The sequence below is a fragment of the Olsenella sp. An285 genome (assembly GCF_002159625.1).
Classification (GTDB): Bacteria; Actinomycetota; Coriobacteriia; order Coriobacteriales; family Atopobiaceae; genus Thermophilibacter; species Thermophilibacter avicola.
Window position 1 is genome coordinate 96,775 of record NZ_NFIZ01000003.1, and the last position, 25,051, is coordinate 121,825.

Genomic DNA, 25,051 nt, shown 5'->3' on the forward strand with positions numbered 1-25,051 from the left:
TTTGCAGATGGACAGAGGTGTTACTGACCCGAAGAGGGAAATTGCACCCAGACGGCATCAAGACGTCGTCTGTGCGCCGGTCGCGGAACGCGGATGCTGAGCGCGACAGGGCGACTACCGCCCCGGGCCCTATGCCCAGCGACGGCGCGGGCGACCGTCGTCCAGGATGACGGCGAGCGCCGCGACGGCGACCACGGCGATGAAAATGAGCCTCTTCATGGGGACCTCCTGACCTCGGCTTGCTTGCTGACAGAATCCTCGCAGGTCAGGGGATATGGAGCCATCGACGGGGCTTACGCGCGCCTTGCGGTTTCGTAAGGTTGTGCGTCGGGCGCCCTCCCGCGTGCCCGCTCTGCCGCGCGCCCGTCCAATGTTGCGCCCTCGTCTCGGGTCGCGCCCCGCGCCGGGGCCTGTCGTAGAATGACACAAGCTAACGACAGGAGGACCTATGCCCCTTACCAGAGAAGACGTGGCAGGCATCGCGGACTATGCGCGCATCGCCCTCACCCCGGAGGAGCTTGACGAGATGACGGCGTACATGAACAGCGCGATCGACCTGCTCGAGCCCATCAGGCAGTACGACCTCGAGGGCGTGGAGCCCACGTTCCATCCCATCGGCGACCTCTCCAACGTGATGGCCGATGACGTCCCGGACACCGACGTCCGGCACCTGCCCGTGGACGTGGCGCTCAAGAACGCCGGTGCGTCCCGCGACCGCAGCTTCCGCGTCCCGTCCATCCTCGGCGACCAGGGGGGTGACCGCTAATGGCCGCGAACTTCGACCAGCTCTCCGCTGCCCAGATCGCAGCGGGCGTCGCAAATGGCGACTTCACCGCCGCTGAGGTGGCCCGCGCCGCGCTCGACGCCGTGGAGGCGCGCGATCCCGAGGTCAAGGCGTTCCTGCAGGTCTCTGCCGACCTCGCGCTCGCCGCGGCCGAGGCCACCGACCGCGCCCGCGCGGCAGGAGAGAAGCTCGGCCCGCTCGCCGGCGTCCCTGTGGCCTTCAAGGACAACATGCACCTCGTGGGCACCCGCACCACCTGCGCCTCGCGCATGCTCGCCAACTACGAGTCCACGTTCACGGCCACCTGTGTCCAGCGCCTGCTCGACGCCGGTGCCACGCCCGTGGGCAAGACCAACATGGACGAGTTCGCCTTCGGCAGCTCCACCGAGTCCTCGGCCTTCCACCCCACGGCCAACCCGTGGGACACCGAGCGCGTGCCCGGCGGCTCCTCGGGCGGCTCGGCCGCGGCGGTCGCCGCCGGCGAGGTCACGGTCTCCCTGGGCTCCGACACCGGCGGCTCCATCCGCCAGCCGGCCTCCCTCTGCGGCGTCGTGGGCCTCAAGCCCACCTACGGCGCGGTCAGCCGCTACGGCGTGGTCGCCTTCGGCTCCTCGCTCGACCAGGTCGGTCCCTTCGGTCGCCGCGTCGAGGACGTGGCCCTTGCCATGAACGCGCTCACCTCCGCCGGCCGCGACCCGTGGGACTCCACGAGCCAGCCCGTTGCCACGGACTTCCTCGCGCACCTGGACGACGCGATCGAGGGTCGCAAGGTGGGCATCGTGCCCGCCCTCATGGAGGCCGCCGGCCTCACGCAGGAGGTGCGCGACGCCGTCGATGCCGCCGGCCGCGCCCTGCAGGACCAGGGCGCCGAGCTCGTGGAGGTGGACCTCCCCAACATCGCCTCCGCCATCGCTGCCTACTACGTGATCGCCCCCTGCGAGGCCTTCTCCAACCTCGCGCGCTTCGACGGCGTGCGCTACGGCTACCAGGAGCCCGGCCAGGCAACGCTGGCCGATCAGACCTCGCTCTCCCGCGCGCACGGCTTTGGCGAGGAGGCCAAGCGCCGCCAGATGCTGGGCGCCTACCTCCTCTCCAGCGGCACCTACGACAAGTACTACTACCCCGCGCAGCAGGTCCGCACCCTCATCACGCAGGACTACGCCCGCGCGTACGAGAAGTGCGACGTCATCCTCATGCCGGCCGCACCGCGCACCGCGTTCAAGTTCGGCGAGATGAGCGACCCCACGCAGATGTACGCGTCGGACATGTTCACGATCTCCAACAACATCGCCGGCAACGGCGGCGTCTCCGTGCCGCTGGGCCTGGGCGCCACCTCCGGCCTGCCCGTCTCCGCGCAGCTCCAGGGCCCGGCCTTCGCCGACGACCGTCTGCTCACCTTTGCGCGCGCGATCGAGCGGTCCTTCTCGCCCACCGGCGAAGGAGCCCCCGTCGCGCCCGCCTTCGCCGGAAAGGGGGGTGAGCTCGCATGAAGAAGCTCGCCGAGGTCCTCAAGGACTGGGAGGCCGTGATCGGCCTCGAGGTCCACACCGAGCTCACCACGCTCGAGACCAAGATGTTCTGCAACTGCCGCCTCTCCCACGACGACCCGCCCAACACCAACGTCTGCCCCGTGTGCCTGGGCATGCCGGGCGCGCTGCCCGTGCCCAACGAGAAGGCCATCGAGTCCATCGTCATGGCGGGCCTGGCCACCAACTGCCAGATCATGCGCCACTCCATGTTCTACCGGAAGCACTACTTCTATCCGGACATGGCCAAGAACTTCCAGACCACGCAGGGCCCCGTGGCGTTCTGCATGCACGGCCACCTGGACCTGGAGGTCTCCGGCGCCGGTGCCAAGGAGCGCCCGGACAGCACCGTCGAGAAGGACGCGGACGGCGGCTACGTCGCGCCCATCCGGATCCTGCGCATCCACATGGAGGAGGACGCCGCCAAGATGGTGCACGTGGGCGGCGAGGAGGGCCGCATCACCGCGGCCACCGAGTCCCTCGTCGACTACAACCGCTGCGGCACCCCGCTCATCGAGCTCGTGACCGAGCCCGACCTGCGCACGCCCGAGGAGGCGCGCCTCTTCATGGAGAAGCTGCGCCAGACCTTCCTCACCCTGGGCATCTCCGACTGCTCGCTCGAGAGCGGCTCCATGCGCTGCGACGGCAACATCTCCCTCCGCCGCCGCGGCGAGACCAAGTTTGGCACCAAGACCGAGATGAAGAACATCAACTCGTTCAAGAGCCTGCACGACGCGCTCGAGTACGAGATCTGTCGCCAGGCCGAGGTGCTCGAGGAGGGCGGCATCGTCTACCAGGAGACGCGCCACTGGGAGCCCAGCCGCCGCCGCACCGTGGTCATGCGCGTCAAGGAGACCGCGGACGACTACCGCCTCTTCCCGGACCCGGACCTCGCGCCCTTCGACCTCACGGACGAGTTCGTCGACCGCTGCCGCGCGCGCATCCCCGAGCTGCCCGACGCCAAGCGCGACCGCTACATCGCCGACTACGGCCTCAAGCGCGCCGACGCGGCCCAGCTCGCGGGCGACCCCAAGGTCGCGGCCTTCTTCGAGGAGGCGCTCGAGGGCACGGGCCCGGCTGGCGAGAAGAACCTCAAGGTCGTGGGCACGCTGGCCAACGTCATGGTGAACCTCGCGCCGAGCTACGACGCCCTCACGGTGGAGCAGGTCCGCGGCATCTCCGGGCTTCTCGCCGAGGACGCGCTCACCTTCGCCCAGGCCCGCGAGGTACTCGACGCGGTCAACGGCACCGGCGAGGACCCGGTGGCATACGTCGACGCCCACGGCATGCGCCAGTCCACGGACGAGGGTGCCCTCGGTGCCATCGTGGACGAGGTGCTCGGCCGGTGCACGGACCAGGTACAGCAGTACCGCGACGGCAACAAGAAGGTGCTCGGCTTCCTCGTGGGGCAGTGCATGAAGGCGGCCAAGGGCTCCGGCAACCCCAAGGCCTTCAACAAGATGCTCGCCGAGAAGCTCGAGGGATAGCGAGAAGGACCCGCCCCCGCAAAGTCCGGCGCTCAGACAGCTTGCCGAGAAGAACGCTCGGCAAGAACTCGCGGCGGACTATGCGGGGGCGGGTCCTTCTCGCCTCTCGTTCGTCGCGAGACAGGCGCGGGGGTGCGGGGGAGCGACGGTTTCGGGCTTGAGACCGTCCGGATTTCGCACGTGAGCCGCGGTTAGTCCGCCGCCAGCCGCCCGTCCGAAAATGAGGTATGTTTCAGGCTTGTTTCAGAGTGCCGGGCGCGTTAGACTCCCTGCTGAGGGTCGCGAGGAGGGAGAGACGTGGAACAGGGCGTGTCGGCCGAGGAGGTCAGGCGGGCTACGGTGGAACCGGTCGCCGAGGTGGTGACCCCGGCGGAGGAGGCTCGTTCCGAGAAGCTCGTCAAGCGGCGCGGCGGCTACACCTTCCCGCAGTTCTTCTCGATACTCAACGTGGGCCTCGTGCTCACGGCCGTCTCGCTCGTGCTCTTCAAGACGCCCAACCACCTGGCCTTTGGCGGCACGTCCGGCCTGGCGATCCTTCTGGGAACGGCCTTCCCGGTGCTGCCCGTCTCGGTGTGGATGTGGGTGCTCAACATCGTCCTCGTTGTCCTGGGCTTCATCTTCCTGGAGCGCAAGACCATCCTCTGGACGGCGTACGCCTCCATCGCGCTCTCCGCGTACACCTCGCTCTTCGAGTGGCTCTTCCCCGTGACGCAGTCGATCACCGGCGACCTCTGGCTCGACCTCTGCTTCGCCGTGCTGCTGCCGGCCGTGGGCAGCGCCATGATCTTTGACATCGGCGCCTCCACCGGCGGCACGGACATCACGGCCATGATCCTCCGCAAGCACACCGACATCGAGATCGGCAAGGCGCTCCTTGCCGTCGACCTGGGCATCGTTGCCGCCGCGATCATCATCTACGGGCCGCGCGTCGGCCTCTACTGCGTGCTGGGCCTCCTGGGCAAGAGCTTCGTGGTGGACGGCTTCATCGAGTCCATCCGCCAGCGCAAGGTCTGCCAGGTCATCTGCAGCCGCCCGCGCGAGGTGGAGGAGTACATCGTCAAGAAGCTCGGCCGCACCGCCACGGTCACGTTTGGCTGGGGCGCGTACTCCGGCAAGCGCGTGATCATCCTCACGAGCGTGCTGTCCCGCCGCGAGGCCATGAAGCTGCGCCTCTTTGTGCGCGAGACCGACCCGGGCGCCTTCATCACCATCACCAGCAGCTCCGAGATCGTGGGCAAGGGCTTCCGCGGCGTGAACTAGCGGCCGTGGGGTTCGCCGTGCGTCCACCCGCAGGGTATGTACACGTGCCCGGCAGGGTATGTACACCCGCCGGGCTTGAATGGTTGCAAATCAGCTGGTAGAAGGCTTGCCGAGAAGAACCGGCGCGTCGGAGACCGTACATACCCTCACGGGGGGTGCGCATACCCTCGCGGGGCGCCTCGCGCGTCGCAGGCGCGCCGCGGCCTACGCGTCCTTCTCGGCGTTGCGGGCCTCGTCGAGGTAGCTGTAGAGCGTGTACTTGGAGATGCCGAAGAACTTGCAGACCTTGGGGCCGGACTTGGTGATGAGGAAGGCGCCGGTGTCGTTGAGGTAGCGGATCGCGCGGACCTTCTCCTCCTTGGTCATGAGCGCCACGGGCGTGCCCACGAGCTCCACGCTCTGCTCGATGAGGTCGTCCAGGAGGTCGGCCACGCTGCGGACGATGGGCTCGGGCTCGCGCGGGGCGCTGGGCTCGGTGCCCACGACCTCGCCGATGATCTCCCCGGCGGCGCGCAGGACCGTGATGTCGTAATTGAGGGCGAAGATGCCCACCGTGTGCCCGGCGTCGTCCCTGATGAAGATCGTCGAGGACTTGAGGATCTTGCCGTCCGCCGTCTTGGTGAGGTAGCAGAGGCGGTCCTCCAGCTTGGCGTCGCCGGCGTGGAGCGCCTCGAGCACCACGTGGCTCGGGCCGTCGCCCAGCTTGCGGCCCGTCACGTGACCGTTCTCGATGGCCACGATCGAGTGGCTGGGGTCCTTGGCCTCGAGGTCGTGCACCACGACCTCGCACCCGCTGCCAAACTGCAGCGCGAGCGCGTGGGCGAGTCTCTTGTAGAAGTCGAGCTGAGCTTCCTGCATGCGGTTCTTGGTCCTTCCCGGGGGCGGTGCTGCGGTCGGCCGGAGGGGCCGGCATACTTTTTGTTAGGTCCCTCTGCCGGGCGGTCGTGGCCGTCGGCAAAGGTTTGATGGGGGATAGCGTAGCGTTATAGCGGCCAGCACACAACGAGAATTTGCCGCCACCTCATCAACGCCAACCGCTCACGCCCCGCAACCTACCGTCTAACAGATTTTCATAGAAGCAGACATTTTGTTAGCCCGAGGCCCGCAATAATGTTGAAACATAGTCGCAGGATTGTGCAGTCGCACATGCATGGAGAGGACAATCATGGCGAAGACGCAGACCGCAGAGGTCAAGGAGGCGCACGACTACCTGTTCCAACGTGAGGGGATGCCGCCCATCGGCGACATGATTCCCTGCGCGCTCCAGCACGTGCTGGCGTCGTTCGCGGGCATCATCACCCCGGCGATCCTCATTGCCGCCACGTTCAACTTCACCGCGCAGCAGAAGACGGACATCATCCAGGTGGCCCTGATCCTCTCTGCCATCGACACGGCGCTGCAGGCCTTCGCGCCGTTCCGCCGCATCGGCGGCAACCTGCCCATCGTCATGGGCGTCTCGTTCGCGTTCCTGCCGGCCCTCCAGGCCATGGGCGCCACGTTCTCCTTTGGCTCGCTCCTCGGCGGCGAGATTGTGGGCGGCATCGCGGCAATCCTCTTTGGTCTCTTCTACGGCAAGCTCAAGGCGTTCTTCCCGCCGGTGGTCACGGGCACGGTGATCTTCACCATCGGCGTCTCGCTCTACCCCACGGCCATCAAGTACATGGCCGGCGGCGAGGGCACCGCGCTCTGGGGCACCCCGCAGGCCTGGTGCGTGGCGCTCGTCACCTTTGCCGTGGTCTTTGGCCTCAACAACTTTGCCAAGGGCACCCTCAAGCTGGGCAGCGTCTTCTTTGGCATGATCGCCGGCATCATCGTGTCCGCGCCCTTTGGCATGCTCGACTTCTCTGCCGTGAGCTCCGCCGGCGTCTTCGCGTTCCCCAAGCTCATGCCCTACGCGCTCGAGTTCCACCCCGAGGTCTGCATCACCCTGGCCGTGGTCTACCCGATGGTCGCCATCCAGGTCATCGGCGACGTCTCCGCCGCCTGCCTGGGCGCCATGGACCGCATGCCCACCGAGCGCGAGCTCTCCGGCGCCATCGTCTCCCAGGGCTGCACGTCGCTCGTCTCCGCCTTCATCGGCGGCCTGCCCACCTCCGCGCTCGGCCAGAACGTGGGCATCATCTGCTCCAACAAGGTCGTCAACAAGTGGGTCTTCGTGATCGTGGCGGCCGTCTTCGCCGCGGCGGGCCTGCTCCCGCAGCTCTCTGCCGTGCTCACCGCCATCCCGCAGCCGGTCATCGGTGGCGCCACGGTGGGCGTCTTTGGCACCATCACCATGAACGGCGTCCGCATGTTCACCAAGGACGGCCTCACCCCGCGCGTGACCACCATCGTGGGCACCTCCGTGGTCTTTGGCCTGGGCATCTGGATGGCCTCCGGCTGCCTCGCCGGCGAGGGCATGCCCTCCTGGGTCACCACCGTCATCGGCTCCAATGCCATCACCCCGGCCGCCATCATGGCCATCCTGCTCAACCTGATCCTCCCCAAGCCCGAGAACTAGCTCTGCAAATTGGGGACTGTCCCCAATTAACAGATAGGAGACGAAATGCTGCTCGTCACCAACGGTCGCGTCATCACGCGCGACGCTGACAACGCCTACCTCGAGAACGGCGCCGTTGCCATCGATGGCGAGAAGATCGCCGAGGTAGGTGACGCCACCGCGCTGGCCGAGAAGTACCCCGAGGCCGAGGTCGTGGACGCCCACGGCGGCGTCATCATGCCGGGCCTCGTGAACTGCCACACCCACATCTACTCGGGCCTCGCCCGCGGCCTTTCCATCAAGGGCTGCAACCCCACCAACTTCCTCGAGAACCTCGAGCAGCAGTGGTGGAAGATCGACGACAACCTCACGCTCGACGGCACCCGCGCGAGCGCCTACGCCACCGTGCTGGACAGCCTGCGCGACGGCGTGACCACGATCTTCGACCACCACGCGAGCTTCTGCGAGATCCCGGGCTCCCTCTTTGCCATCAAGGACGTGTGCGAGGAGACGGGCATCCGCGCGTGCCTCTGCTACGAGACGTCCGACCGCCGCGGCGACGAGAAGCGCGACCAGGCAATCGCCGAGAACGCCGAGTTCGCGCAGTGGGCCGCCAAGGCCCAGGCCGAGGGCAACTCCATGATCGCCGCGATGTTTGGCGGGCACGCCACCTTCACACTCTCCGACGAGACGATGGACAAGATGGCCGAGGCCAACAATGGTCTCACCGGCTTCCACATCCACGTGTGCGAGGGCATGAACGACGTCTGGGACAGCCGCCTCAACCGCGGCGGCATCTCGCCGATCGAGCGCCTGCTCCAGCACGACCTCCTGGGCCCGCGCACGATGCTCGGCCACTGCATCCACGTCACGCCCGCCGAGATGGACATCATCAAGGAGACCGGCACCCACATCGTCAACAACCCCGAGTCCAACATGGGCAACGCCGTGGGCTGCGCGCCGGTGCTCGAGTTCTACCGCCGCGGCATCCCCGTGCACATGGGCACGGACGCCTACACGCACGACATGCTGGAGAGCCTCAAGGTCTTCCTCATCATCCAGCGCCACAACGCGGCCATGCCCAACGTGGGCTGGGTCGAGGCCATGACGATGCTCTTCCAGAACAACCCCGCCATGGCGAGCGAGTACTTCGGGCGCGAGATCGGCTTCCTCAAGCCCGGTGCCGCGGCCGACGTCATCGTGATGGACTACCCGGTCTTCACGCCGTTCTCCGACGAGAACATCGACGGCCACATGCTCTTCGGCATGATGGGCAAGAACTGCCGCACCACCATCGTCAACGGCAAGGTCCTCTACAAGGACCGCGAGTTCGTGGCCTTTGACGAGGAGAGCATCAACGCCTGGACCCTCGAGCAGAGCAAAAAGCTCTGGGGCACGCTCAACGAGCGCACGTACTAGGAACCGTTGGCCGGGCGCGGGGGGCGCCCGGTCCCACTCGGCCTCCGCGGGGCCGATCGTCACCATTCGCCGGCGCGCGGTCTCGTCGGCGGACGTGGGGGAAGACCTCCCTCAGGAGAGGAGCAACAATGAGCGACGTCATGAGGCCGATGCCGTTTGCGCAGGTCATGGACTGGGTCCTGACCGAGCACGAGACGCAGGCCAGCATCTTTGGCGTGCGCAAGGCCTACCGCCACGAGGGCGGCGCCGAGCCCATATTTGCCGAGAAGATCGAGACGCCCTTTGGCCCGGCCGCCGGCCCCAACACCCAGCTCGCGCAGAACATCGTGGCCTCCTACGTGGCGGGCTCGCGCTTCTTCGAGCTCAAGACCGTCCAGATTATGGACGGCGAGGAGCTCTCCGCCTGCGTGAACAAGCCCTGCATCGTGGCCGAGGACGAGTGCTACAACTGCGAGTGGTCCACCGAGCTCACGGTGCCCGACGCCTTTGCCGAGTACGTCAAGGCCTGGTGGGCGTGCAAGCTCATCGCCCGCGAGTACGGCCTGGGAGACCCGGACGGCTTCGTCTTCAACATGTCCGTGGGCTACAGCCTCGAGGGCATCCAGAGCCCCAAGGTCGACGCCTACATCGAGGGCATGAAGGACGCCTCCGGCACCGACGTCTGGGCCGAGTGCCGCGACTGGGCGCTCGCCAACCTCGACCGCTTCCAGAACGTGGACGCCGACTTCGTGAACTCGGTCTCCCCGCAGGTCTCCAACTCCGTCACCGAGTCCACGCTCCACGGCTGCCCGCCGGACGAGATCGAGCGCATCGCCACCTACCTCATCACCGAGAAGGGCGTGAACACCTACATCAAGTGCAACCCCACGCTCCTGGGCTACGACTTCGCGCGCGAGCGCCTGAACGAGCTGGGCTTTGACTACATCGTCTTCGACGACACGCACTTCCGCGAGGACCTGCAGTGGGCCGACGCCGTGCCCATGTTCGACCGCCTGATCGAGCTCTGCGCCGAGAAGGGCCTCGCCTTCGGCGTCAAGCTCACCAACACCTTCCCGGTGGACGTCACCCGCGGCGAGCTGCCCTCCGAGGAGATGTACATGTCCGGCCGCTCGCTCTTCCCGCTCACGATCGAGCTCGCGCGCCGCATCGCCCAGCAGTTCGACGGGCGCCTGCGCATCTCCTACTCCGGCGGCGCCGACGCGCGCAACATCCGCGAGCTCTACGCCGCGGGCATCTGGCCGATCACCATGGCCACCAACGTCCTCAAGCCCGGCGGCTACGAGCGCTTCTACCAGATCGCCGGCCTTCTCGCCGGCGCGGAGCGCCTGGACTACGTGGACGTCGACGCCGTGACCGAGCTCGCCGCCCGCACCGCCTCCGGCAAGGACTACCAGAAGCCCATCAAGCCGGCCAAGCCGCACAAGGTCGGCGCCGAGCTCCCGCTCATGAGCTGCTTCACGGCGCCCTGCCGCACCGGCTGCCCCATCCAGCAGGACATCCCGGCCTACCTCTCCCGCGTGGACGAGGGCAAGCTCGCCGAGGCGCTGCAGATCATCGTCGAGCGCAACGCGCTTCCGCACATCACCGGCAACCTCTGCCCGCACCCCTGCGGCGCCAAGTGCGAGCGCAGCTTCTACGAGCCCGAGGGTGCGCGCATCCGCGAGTCCAAGCTCGAGGCCGCCCGCGGCGGGTTCGACGAGGTCGTGGCCAAGCTCCGCGCTGCCGGCCCCGCCAAGAGCGCCGCTGCGGCCGATAAGAACGTCGCCGTGATCGGCGGCGGCCCGGCCGGCCTGGCCACCGCGTTCTTCCTCACGCGCGCGGGCGTCAAGGTCACCATCATCGAGCGCACCGGCAAGCTCGGCGGCGTGGCCCGCCACATCATCCCCGAGTTCCGCATCTCCCACGAGGACATCGACAAGGACGTGGCCCTCTGCCTCGCCTTTGGCGCGCAGGTCCAGATGGAGCGCGAGGTCACGAGCGTCTCCGAGCTCTTTGACGAGGGCTTCACGGACGTCGTGGTGGCCACCGGCGCGTGGGCGCCCGGCAAGGTGGGCCTCAAGGCCGGCGAGGAGATCGACGTCCTGGAGTTCCTCGAGGCCGCCAAGTCCGGCGAGCCCATGGACCTGGGCACCGACGTCGTGATCGTGGGCGCGGGCAACACCGCCATGGACGCCGCGCGCGTGGCCAAGCGCGCCGAGGGCGTGCAGAACGTGCGCATCGTCTACCGCCGCACCAAGAAGGAGATGCCGGCGGACGAGGAGGAGCTGCAGCTGGCGCTGGAGGAGGGCGTGGAGCTGTGCGAGCTCCTGGCGCCCATCGGCGTGGCCGACGGCAAGCTCGCTTGCGAGGTCATGCGCCTCGGCGAGCCGGACGAGTCCGGCCGTCGTCGCCCGGAGGGCACGGGCGAGACCGTGCAGGTTCCCGCCACGGCCGTGGTCTGCGCCGTGGGCGAGCAGATCGAGCGCGGCCTCTACGAGGGCGCCGGCGTCGAGGTCGACCGTCGGGGACGGCCGGCCGGCACCTCCACCGGCGTGGACCACGTCTGGGCTGCCGGCGACTGCCGCCGTGGGCCGGCCACCTTCGTGGAGGCCATCGCCGACGCGCAGGCCGTCGCGCGCGACCTGGCTGGCGTCGACTTCAACAGGTACGCCGAGAAGAACGTCCGTGCCGACAAGCTCGACGCCATCATGGCGCGCAAGGGTGACGTCTGCACCGACGTGGCCGGCTGCACCTCCAGCCGCTGCCTCGGCTGCGCCACCGTCTGCGAGGTCTGCTGCGACGTCTGCCCCAACCGCGCCAACGTTGCCGTGCGCGTGCCCGGCCTCGCCCAGCAGCAGGTCGTCCACGTTGACGGCATGTGCAACGAGTGCGGCAACTGCGCCGTCTTCTGCCCGTGGAGCGGCCGCCCGTACAAGGACAAGCTCACGCTCTTCTGGAGCGCGGCGGACATGGACGCGAGCGAGAACCGCGGCTTCCTTCCGCTGCCCGACGGCACGTTCCGCGTGCGCCTGGCGTCCGGCGAGGGCACCTACGACGTGAGCGACGCCGCCTGCGGCCTGCCCGAGGACGTGCGCCTCACCATCTGCGCCGTCCGCGACGACTACGCCTACCTGCTCGCATAACTTGACAAGGGGACAGTCCCTTTGTCAAGTCGACCAAAAGCCGGCGGGGGACCGTGCCCTCGCCGGCCCACACGAGGGGAGTACACCATGGACGACGAGCTCAGGCGCATCTGGGTCGCCGACACCGGCTGCATAGGCTGCCGCCTCTGCGAGCGCGCGTGCCCCACGGGCGCCATGCGCGTGGAGGACAAGCAGGCCAGCATCGACTACGCGCTCTGCATCGCGTGCGGCATGTGCGCCACCAAGTGCCGCAAGGGCGTCATCCACGACACGCTGGGCATCTACGCCCCGGCCGAGTAGGGAGTGGGGGAGAAGAACATGGCTGCCACCGCTAAGGCACCCGTCGAGTACCGCTTCACCGTCAACGGCGAGGAGCAGGTCGTCACCACAGACAAGCCGCTCCTTCGCTACCTGCGCGACGACCTTAAGCTCACCTCCGTCAAGGACGGCTGCTCCGAGGGCGCGTGCGGCACCTGCACCGTGCTCGTGGACGACCGCGCCACCAAGGCGTGCGTCCTCACCACGCGCCTGGCCAACGGCCGCGACGTCGTGACCGTTGAGGGCCTGCCCCGCGAGGAGCAGGAGGCCTTCGTCTACGCCTTCGGCGCCGTGGGCGCCGTCCAGTGCGGCTTCTGCATCCCCGGCATGGTCATGGCGGGCGCGGCCCTCATCCACAAGGTGCCCGACCCCACCGAGGACCAGGTCAAGGTGGCCATCCGGGGCAACGTCTGCCGCTGCACCGGCTACAAGAAGATCATCGAGGGCATCCTCCTCGCCGCCGCGATCCTGCGGGGCGAGAAGAACATCGACCCCGAGCTCGAGCGCGGGGACGACTACGGCGTGGGCAAGCGCGCCTTCCGCGTGGACGTGCGCCGCAAGGTCCTCGGGTACGGCAAGTACCCGGACGACATCGACGAGCGCGACTTCCCCGACCTCACCTACGCCAGCGCCGTGCGCTCCAAGTTCGCCCGCGCCCGCGTGGTGAGCATCGACGCCGAGAAGGCCCGCGCCATGCCGGGCGTCCTCGCCGTGCTCACGGCGGCGGACGTGCCCGTGAACGCCGTCGGCCACCTGCTCTACGACTGGGACGTCATGATCGCCGAGGGCGACGTCACCCACTGCGTGGGCGACGCCATCGCCCTGGTGGTTGCCGAGGACGCGGCCACGCTCGAGAAGGCCAAGAAGGCCGTCAAGGTCACCTACGAGGAGCTCGAGCCCGTCCGCTCCATCGAGGAGGCCCGCGCCGAGGGCGCGCCCGTGCTCCACAAGCCCTATCTCGCCTTCGGCAACTGGGTCACGCCCGAGAACAACATCTGCCAGCAGCGTCACGTGGTCCGCGGCGACGCGGCTACCGCGCTCGCCGGCGCCGCGCACAAGGTGACGCGCACCTTCAAGACGCCGTTCACCGAGCACGCCTTCCTCGAGCCCGAGTGCGCCGTCGCCTTCCCGTACAAGGGCGGCGTCAAGGTGTGCTCGTCCGACCAGGGCGCCTACGACTCCCGCAAGGAGATCGCCCACATGCTGGGCTGGGACGCCACGCCCGAGAAGGTCGTCGTGGAGACCATGCTCGTGGGCGGCGGCTTCGGCGGCAAGGAGGACGTCTCCGTGCAGCACCTGGCCGCGCTCGCCGCGCTCGCGGTGAACCGCCCCGTCAAGGTGCGCCTCACGCGCCAGGAGTCCATCAACTTCCACCCCAAGCGCCACTACATGGAGGGCACCTTCACCCTCGGCTGCGACGAGGACGGCACCTTCGTGGGCCTGGACTGCGAGATCAACTTCGACACCGGCGCCTACGCCTCCCTCTGCGGCCCGGTCCTCGAGCGCGCCTGCACGCACTCCGTGGGCCCGTACTGCTACCAGAACACGGACATTCGCGGCTACGGCTGGTACACCAACAACCCGCCCGCCGGCGCGTTCCGCGGCTTCGGCGTCTGCCAGAGCGAGTTCGCCCTCGAGAGCCTCATCGACCTTCTCGCCGACGAGGTGGGCATCTCGCCGTGGGAGATCCGCTTCCGCAACGCCATCGAGCCCGGCAAGGTCCTGCCCAACGGCCAGATCGCCGACCGCTCCACCGCCCTCAAGGAGACCCTGCTCGCGGTCAAGGACGTCTACGAGGCGCACCCCGGCCACGCCGGCCTCGCCTGCGCGATGAAGAACGCGGGCGTGGGCGTGGGCCTGCCCGACGCCGGCCGCTGCAAGATTCGCGTGGAGGACGGCCGCGCCGTGGTCTACTCCGCCACCTCTGACATCGGCCAGGGCTGCAACACGGTCTTCCTGCAGGACGTGGCCGAGGCCACGGGCCTGCCGCTCTCCAACATCGTGAACGGCGAGTGCTCCACCGAGAACGCGCCCGACTCCGGCACCACCTCCGGGTCCCGCCAGACCCTCATCACCGGCGAGGCCGTGCGCGGCGCGGCGTTCCTGCTGCGCGACGCCATGCTCGCGGTGGAGGAGGGGACCGAGACCGGCACCGAGCCCGTGGTCGCCCACGGCGACGGCTTCGTGGTCGAGTACGCCGACGGCACGCCCTACGTGGGCCCGGGTGCCGGCTACCACGCCCAGGACCCCGTGGCCGCGCTCGCCAAGCTCGAGGGCCGCGAGTTCTCCTACGAGTACCTCGAGAAGACCGACAAGCTCGGCGCGGACGTCCCCAACCCCAAGAGCCACGTGGCCTACGGCTACGCCACCCACGTCGTGATCCTGGACGACGACGGCCGCGTGACCGAGGTCCACGCCGCGCACGACTCCGGCAAGGTGGTGAACCCCATCGCCATCCAGGGCCAGATCGAGGGAGGCGTGCTCATGGGCATGGGCTACGCGCTCACGGAGAAGTTCGACCTCAAGGACGGCGTCCCGCAGGTGAAGTTCGGCACGCTCGGCCTCTTCCGCGCGCCGGACATCCCCTTAATCAACGCCATCTACGTCGAGAAGGACGAGCTGCTCGACGTGGGCTACGGCGCCAAGGGCATCGGCGAGATCGCCACGATCCCCACCGCGCCCGCGGTCCAGAACGCCTACCGTGCCCTCACCGGCGAGCTCCAGTGCGAGCTGCCGCTCAAGAACACGTACTACTCCTGACACCTTGACAGTTTGCTCAGGTCAAACTGTCAACCTTGACAGCTGGCCCCGGGCAAACTGTCAACCTTGCACCACTCGCGACTGGGACGCTCCACCTCGTCGCAATCCCTTGAAAGGGGCCCGCCGGTTCTGCCATGCCCGGCGGGCCCTCGTTTTGCGCGAGCTGCCTCAACCTGCGAAGTTGAATGCCACGGTGGTGAAGTTGACCGATTCCTCGCTTCGTGCGACTACCTGCTGGTAGAGCTTAAAGTCGGCGGTGATGACGGGGATGCCCTTCTCAGCGAGTTCAACGTACGATGCGTCGGTGAATCCCAGCCACATGAAGGGCTTCTCCTCGACTACCTTAACGGCGGGGATGTGCTTCTCGCTGAGCGCTTCTCCAGACTCAATGAGCTCCTTCAGTATCTGATGGCAGCGCGTGCGAGAACCCTTGTCCGAGTCCAGGAGATTGGTCGTCTCTGCGAGACATCCTGGCGTGACGACGATTTCGTCATAGCTCGCAAGAAGCCTGCAGAGTGCGTCGTAGGAGCCAGCATCGTAGGCGGCAAGACGCTTGTGGCGGGCTATTGTCGCGCGGTCTGCGAGTCCAACAAGAAAAAGCAGGAATACGTTGGTGTCGAGTGCGACCTTACGCCGGCTCATGGTAGGGCTCCATCCTCTTGAACTCGAGCGTGGCCCTGTCGAGGATGAGCGTCATATAGGTGCGCAGTGACTTTGGGCTGGTAGTGAGTCCTGCAAGGGCCGTTGCCGGAAGGTCGCTTCCGAGGACGTAGCCAACAACGACGTGCCAGCTAGTTTCGTCCTCGCTCAGCTCGATGCCCTCGAGAGCCGCGTACTTAGCCTCCGGGATGAGCTCCACGAGAATCTCAACTGCCTTCTTTGCTGCGGCCTGTGCCGACGAGACGTCCATGACGAGTCCTCCAACCATATTGTTCCTTTCTCTTCAAGTGTAGCGCGCTCGCGTTCAAGCTCTTAAGGGAGTTCCTCATGAAGCCTCCGTGTCTCCATGGGGGAGTAAGACCCTAGCACGGGGGAGGTAGGCCTTGTCTTGCAGTTGTCTTCCACGTAGCTGCGTTCCCAGCTCAAGACAGTCGAGAAGGACATATGGTTCGAATCTCTATCGACAGACGGTTGGGTTTCGTGTGTCACCGGTAGATAAGCTCCCTTGGGCGCTCTGAGCTGCGCGGCGGCAGGCACTTCTCGGCGGGTGACCACCTTGTCGTTGCGCTCGTGGACAGTGAGGTCCGTGCGTTCGCGACGCTCGCGACTTTACCGTCAAATCTTTACCGCCAGTGGCGGTAAAACGGTGCGTCGCTCCCATGGGCGCCCGGCGGCCCATCAATCAACGCTCCCGTCACGCTGCGGAAACACGGGTAGGGCAAAGTTACCCTCTGTGTAGCTGAAACTGCCCGCGCGCCAAACGAGAGGCCCCTCATGTTCGACTTCCTCATGTCCGCCATCACCGCGCTGAACGACAACGTGCTGTGGGGCGCCCCCATGGTCGTGCTGATGCTCGGAACCGGCGTGTTCCTGCTCGCCGTCACCAAGGGCGTCGTGTTCACGCGCTTCAACGTGGTCATGCGCTACACCACCAAGACGCTCTTCCGGCGCGCCGACCCGTCGGAGGCGGGGGAGGGCACCATCTCGCCCTTCCAGGCGGTGTGCACCGCGCTCGCCGCGACGCTCGGCACCGGCAACATCGTGGGCGTGGCGCTCGCGGTGGCCACGGGCGGCCCGGGCTCGATCTTCTGGCTGTGGCTCTCCGCGCTGGCCGGCATGGTCATCAAGTTCTGCGAGGTCACGCTCTCGGTGGCGTACCGCACGCGCAACGAGCGCGGCGAGATCGTGGGCGGCCCCATGTACTACATCTCCCGCGGGCTGGGCAAGACCTGGCTCGCGATGCTGTTCGCCGCTTTCGGCTTCCTGGCGTCCTTCGGCATCGGCGCGAGCGTGCAGGCCAACTCGCTCGCCGGCAGCGTGAACGCGACCTTCGGCGTGCCGCTGCCCGTCATCGGTGCCGTCGTGGCGCTGCTCGCAGGACTCGTCCTCATCGGCGGCATTACCCGCATCGCACAGATTACCGAGAGGCTCGTGCCCTTCGCGGCGATCTTCTACCTGCTCGGCGCCGCGGCGGTGCTCGTGGTCAACGCCGGCGAGATCCCCGCCGCCATCGGCCAGATCTTCCGCGACGCCTTCACCGGCACGGCGGCCACGGGCGGCTTCCTGGGTGCCACGGTCATGTACGCGTGCCGCGTGGGCATGTCGCGCGGCGTGTTCACCCACGAGGCGGGCATGGGCTCGGCGCCCATCGCGCACGCCTCCGCCGACACCGACCACCCCGCCCGCCAGGGCCTGTGGGGCACCTTCGAGGTGTTCTTCGACACCATCGTCATGTGCACCATCACGGGCCTCGTGATCATCACCTCGGGGCTGTGGCACGCCGACCCCATGATGTCCGAGGGCGCCATGAGCTCGGCGGCCTTTGGGCAGAGCATCCCCGGCGGCCAGTACATCGTGACCGTGGGTCTCATGCTCTTCGCGTTTGCCACGCTCATCGCCTGGTACTACTACGGCGAGAAGTGCGTCGAGTACCTCTTCCGCAAGAGTCGCGCCCAGCGCGTGGCGGTGCGCGTCTACCAGGTTGCCTACGTCGCTATGGTGTTCACTGGCTGCGTGACCAACCTCGACGTGGTGTGGGAGTTCGCCGACTGCTTCAACGGTCTCATGGCAATCCCGAACCTCATCGCGCTGATCGCCCTCTCGCCCGTGATCCGCCGGCTCGCGGCGGACTTCTTCCGCGACCCCGACCGCCGACGCCCGCGCGACACGGATTACAGCGGGTTGCTGGTGTTTAGGGACAAGTGAGTAGGGCATCCGGTCTTGGCGAGAAGCTCGCGTGCTGTTTGTAGCTACGGCCAGGACGTTGTCTGCTCTGTCAATCAGCTTTCCTGTCCGGACGGATGTTGCGAGATAATAGTCTGAATAATCGTCAAGCACGTCTCGTTCGCTTGCTCGATCTTGATTCTTTCAAGAAAGGAGCCGAACCCAATTGTGTCAATCAGCTTTCCGATCGCCTCGTCTGCAAAGGACAAGCTGACGATACTTACGCTGGAGAAATCGAGAATGACGGTTTGGGCTGAAGACATTACGTTCAGAACTAGATTTCTGAAGCTGCTTCCGTCAATTCTGCTCCCGAGCCCGTCTGCCTCTTTTGCAACGTTGAGTCGGACAATGGTTCCATCCCAGTCTTCCTCGCGCTCTTCCATCCAGAGGTCAATGAAGCCGTTGGGACCAAGGACTTTATCAAGCTCAATTGGCTGACTAACGTCTAGCTGGAAATCAACTAGTGTGGTTCCCCCGATAAGGCTCAGTGACTTCGAGAAGGTCTCGCGCGAGGAGTAATCCTCTCGGTGGATTAAGGAGTATCGAACTCCGTCGGATGTTATTTCCAGAGATCCACGTCCTTGCTCAATGATGGATTTCAGGAGCCATAGCCCGTTGCCGGCGCCTTTGCCGTCAGTTACTCCTGCCTGCATGGAGAGTAGGATGGCATCTTTCGTGTTCTCGAAGGCGATTCCGCCCTTCTTTAGTGATGCTGGGATTCCGATTCCCTGGTCGTAAACAGAAATTGCGATTCTTCCAGTTGACTTGTGGTATTGGGTCATGACAAGTCCTGAGGGAGAGTTCTCTTCGCAGCGAGTCGAGTGAACGAGAATATTGTCTGAAATCTCATTCAGACAGAGCTCAAGTGCGTTTAGAACTCCGCTGCTCATTACGGCAGCCTTGCGGAGGGAATTGATGGTGCCAGTTACTACTTGGTAGTGGGTGTCCGCATTGATTCGCCATATCTTGTCAAGGAAAGCGTCCTGCCTGACCTCAAGCGGATTCGAGTATGGATTGAGTAATCCGATTATGCTTGCGTAGGAGCTACCTGAGGATGATCGGGACGGAAGAAACTGGCAGCCCAGTGAGGAGTAATACTCGATTGTCCCCGCTATTGGTAGGCAGATGTTGGGGTATAGGCCCTCGCCGCCATTCTTGATTTTGATTTTGAATGTCCGGAACCCTTCCGCCAGGCTATCATTTATGATGCGAACAAGATGGGAGGCCGCGCCCTTTACTGGCTTGAGCCATATCGTCTTGTAGCCAGTACTGTTTGGTGTAGGAACGGTGACCAACGTGGCCTCTCTTTATTGTTCGTCGTGAGAAGTGCTGCTATTATATCCACGAAGCCCCCTACGCCTCTGATGCAAGCGAAACATGGGGGCGCTTTTATGGCGTAACTAAGTAGAATAATTAAAAGTTGATTAATTCGCTCTCCCTCATCCTGGCGCCCCTGCTATCCTTTGTCTAGCAGGGGCGCCAGGATGAGGGACCGACCCGTCTTCGACTCCCAATCATCGTCTTCTCACTAATTTGTAGTTAGCTTTGGAGTGCAGCTCTATATCGGGAATAGCACGCCACCTGTTTTTTTATCAAGCTGGGCGTATGGCGTAATGATGAGCTATCGTGAAGTCCGCTCGTGCGCGCCGCTCGGAGACGCAGTCATTGTGGTAGTGGATGAAGTCGAGGCTCGGCCAGGTCGACTCGTCGCTTCCTGGCAGGGCGACCTTCCTCCCGTCGAAGGCGTAGAGCCACTGGTCGTTCGTAGGCGTGTGCGGCACGCGCGAGGAGACCACGACGCGGTAGCGGTCGTCGAGCGTGATGAGGCCGCGGTCGAAGGCGCGGTCGTGCAGTGCGTTGAGCAAAAGGCCGTTCGATGACATGAGTCGCTCGCTCGGTGTGGCCGCCGCCCACGGCTTGATGTGGCTCGCCGTGAGCAGGGCGGGAATGTCGATACCCGTGAGACAGCAGATGCCGCCGTAGTTGGAAAGAAGCACGCTGCGGAAGTAGTCCTGGTTGACGCGCGTGCGAACCCGCTCAACACGTTCTAGCCCAAGCTGCTGCGGCTGGTCAGGGCGAGAAGAACCTGAGGCCTCGTTCTCTCCGTCGCAGGAGATTCGAGTTCCGATTTGCTCGAGCTCCCACATCGCCTTGGGCATGGTTGCAGCAAGCTCTGCGAAGATAGTCAAAAACCTGACATCATGTAGGCATTATCTATTGCTTGTTAGCACTAGAGAACGAGGAGATGACCGCAGAATATGAATGAGTTTGATTGCGTCAGTGAGTACTGCCGGAAGAGGGATGAGATTGTTTTGTCTGACCCTGAGTCCAAACTATTCTCCCCTCGGTCAACCCCTATATTCTATTCGGCGTTTTATGATTCATATAACCGCTACATCTTGGCTCTGAATCACGAAATTAAGATGCTGAGAAGGCACATTCGTTCGTTGCGTGCCTGGACAGAAGTGGAGCAGTCTCATCTTGATGATTTGGAGGGGACGGTCTGGGGATGCATTCTTTCCGATTATGTTGAGCCCACAGTTCGGTCCGCAATCGACTTACCTAAGGAGATTAAAGATAAGATATATCAAGCGACTTGGAAGCTGTCTATAATTGCACAAAGTGGCGCTGAAGGCGCCATGTCCATCGAGGAAATTGCGGAAAAGAATACAAGCAAATATAAGCTGTTTGAGGCTCATGGGATGAAGAGCCCGGAGTTAGATTGTCTGCGGGAGTGTCTGGATGCGCTTCATGGCAAGGAGCATATTGGGGCTAATCTACTTGAAAAGCTCCATGGAGAAAAGCATCACGACATTCTCTCTCCCATCCATATGGGCTATCCGTACGTTCGAGTAAAGAAGGATGCCTCGTCTGGGATGATTGTGGTTCACCATGCCGAAGACAGGCTTGACTGGCACTCTTTAATTCCAACGATTGATGCGCAAAGAGTACTTGCTCAAAAAGCTTACGTAGCGTTTCATGACTATGCGGAGAAGCTAATCAGCAGCGGGCTTCATTTCGGGTAGATTGGATGCTGTCGTTCCGCATGAGATGATGTCCAAACAATACAGGCGGATGTAGAAAACAACGAGCAGGTCAGACGTAGTGTTGCGAAGCGGTGGCATTCTCGTTGTGCACGTGACGCTTTACCCGTGAGAAGAAGGGAGGCTGCCGTGGAAGGACGTGACGTCGCGCGATTCGCGCACGAACTCAGGGAGAAGATCGAGGGGCGGGGTGCCGTCGCGCTCGAGAGGACTGACTGGGCAGAGCGCTTCTGGGGGCTCGGTTTCAAGATGGACTGCGGGCACTCGTACGAGGAGCGCTACGGTCTCGCCCTGCATGACGTGCAGGGGCTCAGGCACAAGCTTGCTTGCATCGACGATTTGCAGACGCTCGGGGACGCGTGCTTCTCCCAGTGCCGCTACATCACCCACTGGGCGATGGGGTCCTGCGACGAGCAGGTTGAGTGGCTCGGAGTCGCACTCGCGAGGCTCGAGGGGCTCGCCGACGGTGTCGCGGACGGAGCGCCCGTGGTCGTCGCCTACCGCTTCGCGGGCGCCGTGGAGCGCGCGGTTAGGGACTTCTGCGGGCGCGCACTGCCCGGCGAGCCCGTGCCCTGGCGCGTCGAGTACCGTGTGCGCGAGACGGCGGCGTGCGACGCCTGCGTGGACGAGATTGAGTGCCTCCTCGAGATGCGCACGGGCGACGTGAGCCTGGGCTTCACGGTGACGCGGACGGCTTGGAGGTTCGACTGGCAGGAGCCGGAGGACCTTACGCCCGTGATTGGTGATGTACACGCCGAGCGCGTCGTCTTCGATGAGGAGACCGGAGATAACATTGAGCTCGCCTGGGACGACAGAACTGGCGTCTGGAGGAGGGTAGGCGAGCGCTGAGCGCGTGGAGGCGGCCTCGGCCGTCGGAACGGATTTCTCATTGCGCGGTCGTCTGGAGTGGTTTCGGCGGTGGTGCCATCGCGCTTGGATATGGACCTCGGTTTGGTATGCCCGGTGCCATCCCGGCGTGACGACATTGTCGGCGGCGAGTAGTCTGGGGTTCGCAACAGTCTGGCTACCGTAGATTCCTGACGATTAACGTTTCACAGGTTGATGGTCATTGCATCGGAACAACTCTTGTTTTTCAGGGCTTCGACACCAATCATCTGGACGAAGACGATGCTCTTCGCCGTCTCGTGTGTGCTTTCCGGGTATCGCCCTGTTTGCATGATTCTGTGGATGGAGGCGAAGAGTTCAATCTCGATGATGGGCTCGCTGTCCTTGATTGGATTGTTGTCTGAATCGTTTCGGTTTCCGAAGGCATAGGTGTAGAGTACGTTCTTTCCGTCGCTTATGACAAGGTGGGCGATACCCGTGCACCCCGAACCCGTATACATCTCTGCATATGCCTATGAAGCGGCAGGAGTGGCCAAAGTACGCGAGAAGGACCTGTGGCCGTACTCAGGTCGTCAAGGAACTTCCTATCTGCGCTCTCCTGCTTGCCTGATGTCAACAACGTCGACCCAAGGTGCCGAGAGCACTGAACCGTCATCCAGCTTAAGAGCAAGCCCCGGAAGCTCCTCCCTCTTTCCAGGTGAGTGAGCAATCATCCCAACAGAGACGCTTCCGTCAATCAGTTCGACCTCTACCTTCGCTCCACTTTTCTCGAGCATGATCCAGCGCCAATGAGACTTTTGATCATCTTTGTAAACGGGGTTCTCGTCCGTAAAGTAATGTCCCTTCCGCTCGAAGCGGGAATCAAGGATTCCTTTTGCATAATCGCTGAGCTGCACGTGTATCATTCCGGAGATTCTTTCGCACAGCAGCCGATGTGGATCCTTCGCCTCGCGCGCCGCCTCATAACTCTTGAGCGCATCCAGCAGCACGTAAACGTCGGAGAGGTTGAGCGGCAGGCAAATGGGATGTACCGAGGACTTGAACTCGCCGTGATAGCCGAAGTCGGTCTGGACGCACATGTTGCCGATGCGAACGCCGTCCTTTAGGCGAGTGCGGCGTTCGCCGATTGCGTTCACAGAGCAGCAGAGAACGTTTCCAGCGAGATACTCCTGGGACACGCTCTCGTGTGAGGCAGCGAGCATGATGAGGTCTGCCTCCTCGTTACCGATGAAGGAGTTCTTGAGGTCGTATGGGGTGAGCCCTTCGTTGCCTGCCTCTTTAGCCAGCATTTCAAACAGCTCATGGGTCTCATGGAAAAGATCGAGTCGCTCCGTGCCGAATGGCCCCTGTGGGCCGTTTGCATAGCGACGAATCACCTGGCGAAGTTCCGAGGAATTGACCGGTGCCGCATCGAGCCTGCTCAGACTGCGCCCGGCGTTTTCGTCCCACAGCATTCGTTCAAGCTGCGTAGCGTCTGGCATGTGTTGGCGAATGAACTCAGAAACGGTCATCGGACCCCCCTCATATCTATCAGCATCTTAGCAAGCGCTACCAGATGGGGGTTGGACGGACGCGTCCCAACGGCACCCGTCCGACCCCGTACGGACTATGTCGAGGCAATCTCTCTGAGATAGCTCTCCAACTGCTCTGGATCCTCATGGAAATGAGTCTCCCTAAGTCCAGAGCGCATCACTTCGAGATAGGCCCCGCTTGGCGCGTTCTCCGGTCGACGGCACCTATTGGTGAACGTAACCATCGGGATGCCAGCTCTCGAGCCCAGCTCGAGTGCGTCCGGATACCAAGACTCGCCGCGCCCCTCTGCGCTGTGAATCTGTTCAAACTGCTCACGCGTGATAAGGTATGCACGCGCAAAGGATTGTCCTTCCCGAGCTGGGTCAAGAAACGCCACCCCACTGCCATCCCAGGATCCACTCATGTTGCCAAAGTAGACCGAGTAGGGGAGAAGAGCCGGTTCGCTTGCAAGTGGCGGCGTCGTATCGCCGCAGCCTCCGTAGCTCCGCTCGTTGAATCGGCAGCGTCCTCCTCTGACGTAGTTCATGAAGCGCTCGAATAGCATGTTCGACCCATAGCAGACATACCAGATGAGGGAGTCTCTTACGGAAACGTAACGGTTGTATGGTTGCAGAACGGTAGGGACTTCGTTTTTGGAATTAATATCATGCAGGTAGACATAGGCGATCGCGGGAACCTCGCGACCTGCGACCCGTGCGGTCACTCGCTCCGCGCGATAGAGAGCACCTTCCCCCTCAAGGCGGTTGATGGCAACCAGCGTGTCAACGTCTACCAGCCTGATTTCACCGTGAACAAGGCTCTCACCGCCGTTAGCTCCGGTATGGCGAATGCTGGGGTACGCGCCCAGGTCGTATAGGGTAAAGCCTGAAACCGTAGCCGCTCCCAGATAGCCGCTCTCCGAAACGAGCGATTCGTTCGGCATTCCCGTCATCAGCGTTCCGTACACAAAGAGCGGAAGAAGCTCCTCGTGCCCAAGCGCTCGTGCCACTTGCATCGTGTCTACGGCGAGAAACTCACCAAAGTCATCGAAGACGTTGCACGTACGGACCCTCTCCGCGTACTCTGTCCCGATGGCGTTCAGAAGGGCAAAGAACTCCGGGCAGACGTCCGGACAAGAGCTCGCAAGCTCCAGTGTTCCGCAGGAGACGAAGTCGTTGATGTCCTCGATCTGCTGACGACTCCCATCGAATCCATGGCCAAAGAGGCGTCGCTTGCAGCAGAACTCCAAGCCCTTGCTAAGACTCCGGATAACCGTGTCGTCGACCCCGCCCTCAAGCACAAGCTTGATAAGAACCTGGCAGCATGCATAGCTCGGGCGATAGACAAAGTCGACGCGTGCGTCGGCGGGGACGTGGCGGGGGTCAACAAACCCAAAACTGCCGTCTTCGTGCTGGAAATCGAGGATATCCCTCACGGACTTCTGCCAATCGGAGTCGCGGAACAGTCCCTCGTCACGGAAGTGTCTGAGGTCACCCATCTGAGCGTCAAGTTCCTCGATGCTCATCGTGAGGTCATAGGAGGGCTCTATAGCTTCGAAGTTCATTGCGTACTTGAGTCGGAGTGCCATATTGTTCAGTCCCTTCACTGTGT

20 protein-coding genes are annotated in these 25,051 nt (G+C 64.1%); 12 read left to right on the top strand and 8 right to left on the bottom strand.

The features are described 5' to 3' along the window. Nucleotides 1-448: 448 nt before the first annotated feature. The 4 genes from gatC (at nt 449) to B5F79_RS03070 (ending at nt 5,057) form a co-directional block, all read left to right on the top strand. On the top strand, nt 449-766 hold the full coding sequence (gene gatC / locus B5F79_RS03055) for an Asp-tRNA(Asn)/Glu-tRNA(Gln) amidotransferase subunit GatC (protein WP_087217438.1): 318 nt from the start codon (nt 449-451) through the stop codon (nt 764-766). Beyond that, entirely contained in the window at nt 766-2,274 is a 1,509-nt protein-coding gene (gene gatA / locus B5F79_RS03060) for an Asp-tRNA(Asn)/Glu-tRNA(Gln) amidotransferase subunit GatA (RefSeq protein ID WP_087217439.1), read from the top strand. The genes gatC and gatA overlap by 1 nt, the downstream gene beginning before the upstream one ends. Then, on the top strand, nt 2,271-3,797 hold the full coding sequence (gene gatB / locus B5F79_RS03065) for an Asp-tRNA(Asn)/Glu-tRNA(Gln) amidotransferase subunit GatB (protein ID WP_087217440.1): 1,527 nt from the start codon (nt 2,271-2,273) through the stop codon (nt 3,795-3,797). Before gatA ends, gatB begins: the two co-directional genes overlap by 4 nt. A 297-nt stretch (nt 3,798-4,094) precedes the next feature. Beyond that, on the top strand, nt 4,095-5,057 hold the full coding sequence (locus B5F79_RS03070; RefSeq protein WP_206390995.1) for a YitT family protein: 963 nt from the start codon (nt 4,095-4,097) through the stop codon (nt 5,055-5,057). A gap of 204 nt (nt 5,058-5,261) precedes the next feature. On the opposite strand, the gene B5F79_RS03075 is transcribed toward B5F79_RS03070, so the two are convergent. Further along, complete coding sequence (locus B5F79_RS03075) at nt 5,262-5,915, bottom strand: helix-turn-helix transcriptional regulator (RefSeq protein WP_087217441.1); 654 nt, start codon at nt 5,913-5,915, stop codon at nt 5,262-5,264. A 307-nt stretch (nt 5,916-6,222) separates the two neighbouring features. On the opposite strand from B5F79_RS03075, the gene B5F79_RS03080 reads away from it, so the two are divergent. The 5 genes from B5F79_RS03080 to xdh all read left to right on the top strand — a co-directional run bounded on the left by B5F79_RS03080 (nt 6,223) and on the right by xdh (nt 15,155). Next, a complete protein-coding gene (locus B5F79_RS03080; RefSeq protein WP_241147238.1) occupies nt 6,223-7,557 on the top strand; it encodes a uracil-xanthine permease family protein in 1,335 nt (444 codons plus the stop codon). Between the two features lie 45 nt (nt 7,558-7,602). Continuing rightward, nucleotides 7,603-8,955 (top strand): putative aminohydrolase SsnA, encoded by a 1,353-nt coding sequence (gene ssnA / locus B5F79_RS03085; protein ID WP_087217443.1) that lies wholly within the window; start codon nt 7,603-7,605, stop codon nt 8,953-8,955. Nucleotides 8,956-9,083: 128 nt separating this feature from the next. After that, nucleotides 9,084-12,077, top strand: coding sequence for a putative selenate reductase subunit YgfK (ygfK, locus tag B5F79_RS03090; RefSeq protein WP_087217444.1), 2,994 nt, complete (start codon nt 9,084-9,086; stop codon nt 12,075-12,077). An 87-nt stretch (nt 12,078-12,164) separates the two neighbouring features. Beyond that, on the top strand, nt 12,165-12,377 hold the full coding sequence (locus tag B5F79_RS03095; protein ID WP_087217445.1) for a 4Fe-4S binding protein: 213 nt from the start codon (nt 12,165-12,167) through the stop codon (nt 12,375-12,377). An 18-nt stretch (nt 12,378-12,395) separates the two neighbouring features. Continuing rightward, nucleotides 12,396-15,155 (top strand): selenium-dependent xanthine dehydrogenase, encoded by a 2,760-nt coding sequence (gene xdh / locus B5F79_RS03100; protein ID WP_087217446.1) that lies wholly within the window; start codon nt 12,396-12,398, stop codon nt 15,153-15,155. Between the two features lie 168 nt (nt 15,156-15,323). Here the strand turns inward: xdh and B5F79_RS03105 are convergent, their stop codons facing one another. Further along, nucleotides 15,324-15,797: a hypothetical protein gene (locus tag B5F79_RS03105; RefSeq protein WP_087217447.1), complete on the bottom strand. Its 474-nt coding sequence runs from the start codon at nt 15,795-15,797 to the stop codon at nt 15,324-15,326. Next, nucleotides 15,784-16,065 (bottom strand): hypothetical protein, encoded by a 282-nt coding sequence (locus B5F79_RS03110; RefSeq protein ID WP_143786224.1) that lies wholly within the window; start codon nt 16,063-16,065, stop codon nt 15,784-15,786. Before B5F79_RS03110 ends, B5F79_RS03105 begins: the two co-directional genes overlap by 14 nt. A 524-nt stretch (nt 16,066-16,589) precedes the next feature. Between B5F79_RS03110 and B5F79_RS03115 the strand changes: the two genes are divergently transcribed. Then, complete coding sequence (locus B5F79_RS03115; RefSeq protein ID WP_206390997.1) at nt 16,590-18,020, top strand: alanine/glycine:cation symporter family protein; 1,431 nt, start codon at nt 16,590-16,592, stop codon at nt 18,018-18,020. 74 nt (nt 18,021-18,094) lie between these two features. Here B5F79_RS03115 and B5F79_RS03120 read toward each other — a convergent pair whose 3' ends face one another. Continuing rightward, complete coding sequence (locus B5F79_RS03120; protein WP_143786225.1) at nt 18,095-19,333, bottom strand: STAS-like domain-containing protein; 1,239 nt, start codon at nt 19,331-19,333, stop codon at nt 18,095-18,097. Between the two features lie 297 nt (nt 19,334-19,630). Continuing rightward, a complete protein-coding gene (locus tag B5F79_RS03125) occupies nt 19,631-20,197 on the bottom strand; it encodes an HNH endonuclease (RefSeq protein ID WP_087217450.1) in 567 nt (188 codons plus the stop codon). 99 nt (nt 20,198-20,296) lie between these two features. On the opposite strand from B5F79_RS03125, the gene B5F79_RS10790 reads away from it, so the two are divergent. Further along, nucleotides 20,297-21,064, top strand: coding sequence for a hypothetical protein (locus B5F79_RS10790; protein WP_143786226.1), 768 nt, complete (start codon nt 20,297-20,299; stop codon nt 21,062-21,064). Between the two features lie 147 nt (nt 21,065-21,211). After that, nucleotides 21,212-21,931: a hypothetical protein gene (locus B5F79_RS03135; protein ID WP_087217452.1), complete on the top strand. Its 720-nt coding sequence runs from the start codon at nt 21,212-21,214 to the stop codon at nt 21,929-21,931. A gap of 203 nt (nt 21,932-22,134) precedes the next feature. Here the strand turns inward: B5F79_RS03135 and B5F79_RS03140 are convergent, their stop codons facing one another. The 3 genes from B5F79_RS03140 to B5F79_RS03150 form a co-directional block, all read right to left on the bottom strand. Further along, on the bottom strand, nt 22,135-22,428 hold the full coding sequence (locus B5F79_RS03140) for a hypothetical protein (RefSeq protein ID WP_087217453.1): 294 nt from the start codon (nt 22,426-22,428) through the stop codon (nt 22,135-22,137). 84 nt (nt 22,429-22,512) lie between these two features. After that, nucleotides 22,513-23,439, bottom strand: coding sequence for a hypothetical protein (locus B5F79_RS03145; RefSeq protein ID WP_087217454.1), 927 nt, complete (start codon nt 23,437-23,439; stop codon nt 22,513-22,515). A 95-nt stretch (nt 23,440-23,534) separates the two neighbouring features. Beyond that, nucleotides 23,535-25,028 carry a gamma-glutamylcyclotransferase family protein gene (locus B5F79_RS03150; protein WP_158094826.1) on the bottom strand — a complete coding sequence of 498 codons (1,494 nt, stop codon included), beginning with the start codon at nt 25,026-25,028 and terminating at the stop codon, nt 23,535-23,537. Between the last annotated feature and the right edge of the window lie 23 nt (nt 25,029-25,051).

Coding starts and splice junctions, on each gene's coding strand:
- B5F79_RS03105 (WP_087217447.1), bottom strand. CDS start 15,797: ATGAGCCGGCGTAAGGTCGCACTCGACACCAACGTATTCCTGCTTTTT.
- B5F79_RS03110 (WP_143786224.1), bottom strand. CDS start 16,065: ATGGACGTCTCGTCGGCACAGGCCGCAGCAAAGAAGGCAGTTGAGATT.
- B5F79_RS03080 (WP_241147238.1), top strand. CDS start 6,223: ATGGCGAAGACGCAGACCGCAGAGGTCAAGGAGGCGCACGACTACCTG.
- gatA (WP_087217439.1), top strand. CDS start 766: ATGGCCGCGAACTTCGACCAGCTCTCCGCTGCCCAGATCGCAGCGGGC.
- B5F79_RS03115 (WP_206390997.1), top strand. CDS start 16,590: ATGTTCGACTTCCTCATGTCCGCCATCACCGCGCTGAACGACAACGTG.
- ssnA (WP_087217443.1), top strand. CDS start 7,603: ATGCTGCTCGTCACCAACGGTCGCGTCATCACGCGCGACGCTGACAAC.
- gatB (WP_087217440.1), top strand. CDS start 2,271: ATGAAGAAGCTCGCCGAGGTCCTCAAGGACTGGGAGGCCGTGATCGGC.
- B5F79_RS03145 (WP_087217454.1), bottom strand. CDS start 23,439: ATGACCGTTTCTGAGTTCATTCGCCAACACATGCCAGACGCTACGCAG.
- B5F79_RS03125 (WP_087217450.1), bottom strand. CDS start 20,197: ATGCCCAAGGCGATGTGGGAGCTCGAGCAAATCGGAACTCGAATCTCC.
- B5F79_RS03140 (WP_087217453.1), bottom strand. CDS start 22,428: ATGTATACGGGTTCGGGGTGCACGGGTATCGCCCACCTTGTCATAAGC.
- B5F79_RS03150 (WP_158094826.1), bottom strand. CDS start 25,028: ATGGCACTCCGACTCAAGTACGCAATGAACTTCGAAGCTATAGAGCCC.
- B5F79_RS03095 (WP_087217445.1), top strand. CDS start 12,165: ATGGACGACGAGCTCAGGCGCATCTGGGTCGCCGACACCGGCTGCATA.
- B5F79_RS03075 (WP_087217441.1), bottom strand. CDS start 5,915: ATGCAGGAAGCTCAGCTCGACTTCTACAAGAGACTCGCCCACGCGCTC.
- gatC (WP_087217438.1), top strand. CDS start 449: ATGCCCCTTACCAGAGAAGACGTGGCAGGCATCGCGGACTATGCGCGC.
- xdh (WP_087217446.1), top strand. CDS start 12,396: ATGGCTGCCACCGCTAAGGCACCCGTCGAGTACCGCTTCACCGTCAAC.
- B5F79_RS10790 (WP_143786226.1), top strand. CDS start 20,297: ATGAATGAGTTTGATTGCGTCAGTGAGTACTGCCGGAAGAGGGATGAG.
- ygfK (WP_087217444.1), top strand. CDS start 9,084: ATGAGCGACGTCATGAGGCCGATGCCGTTTGCGCAGGTCATGGACTGG.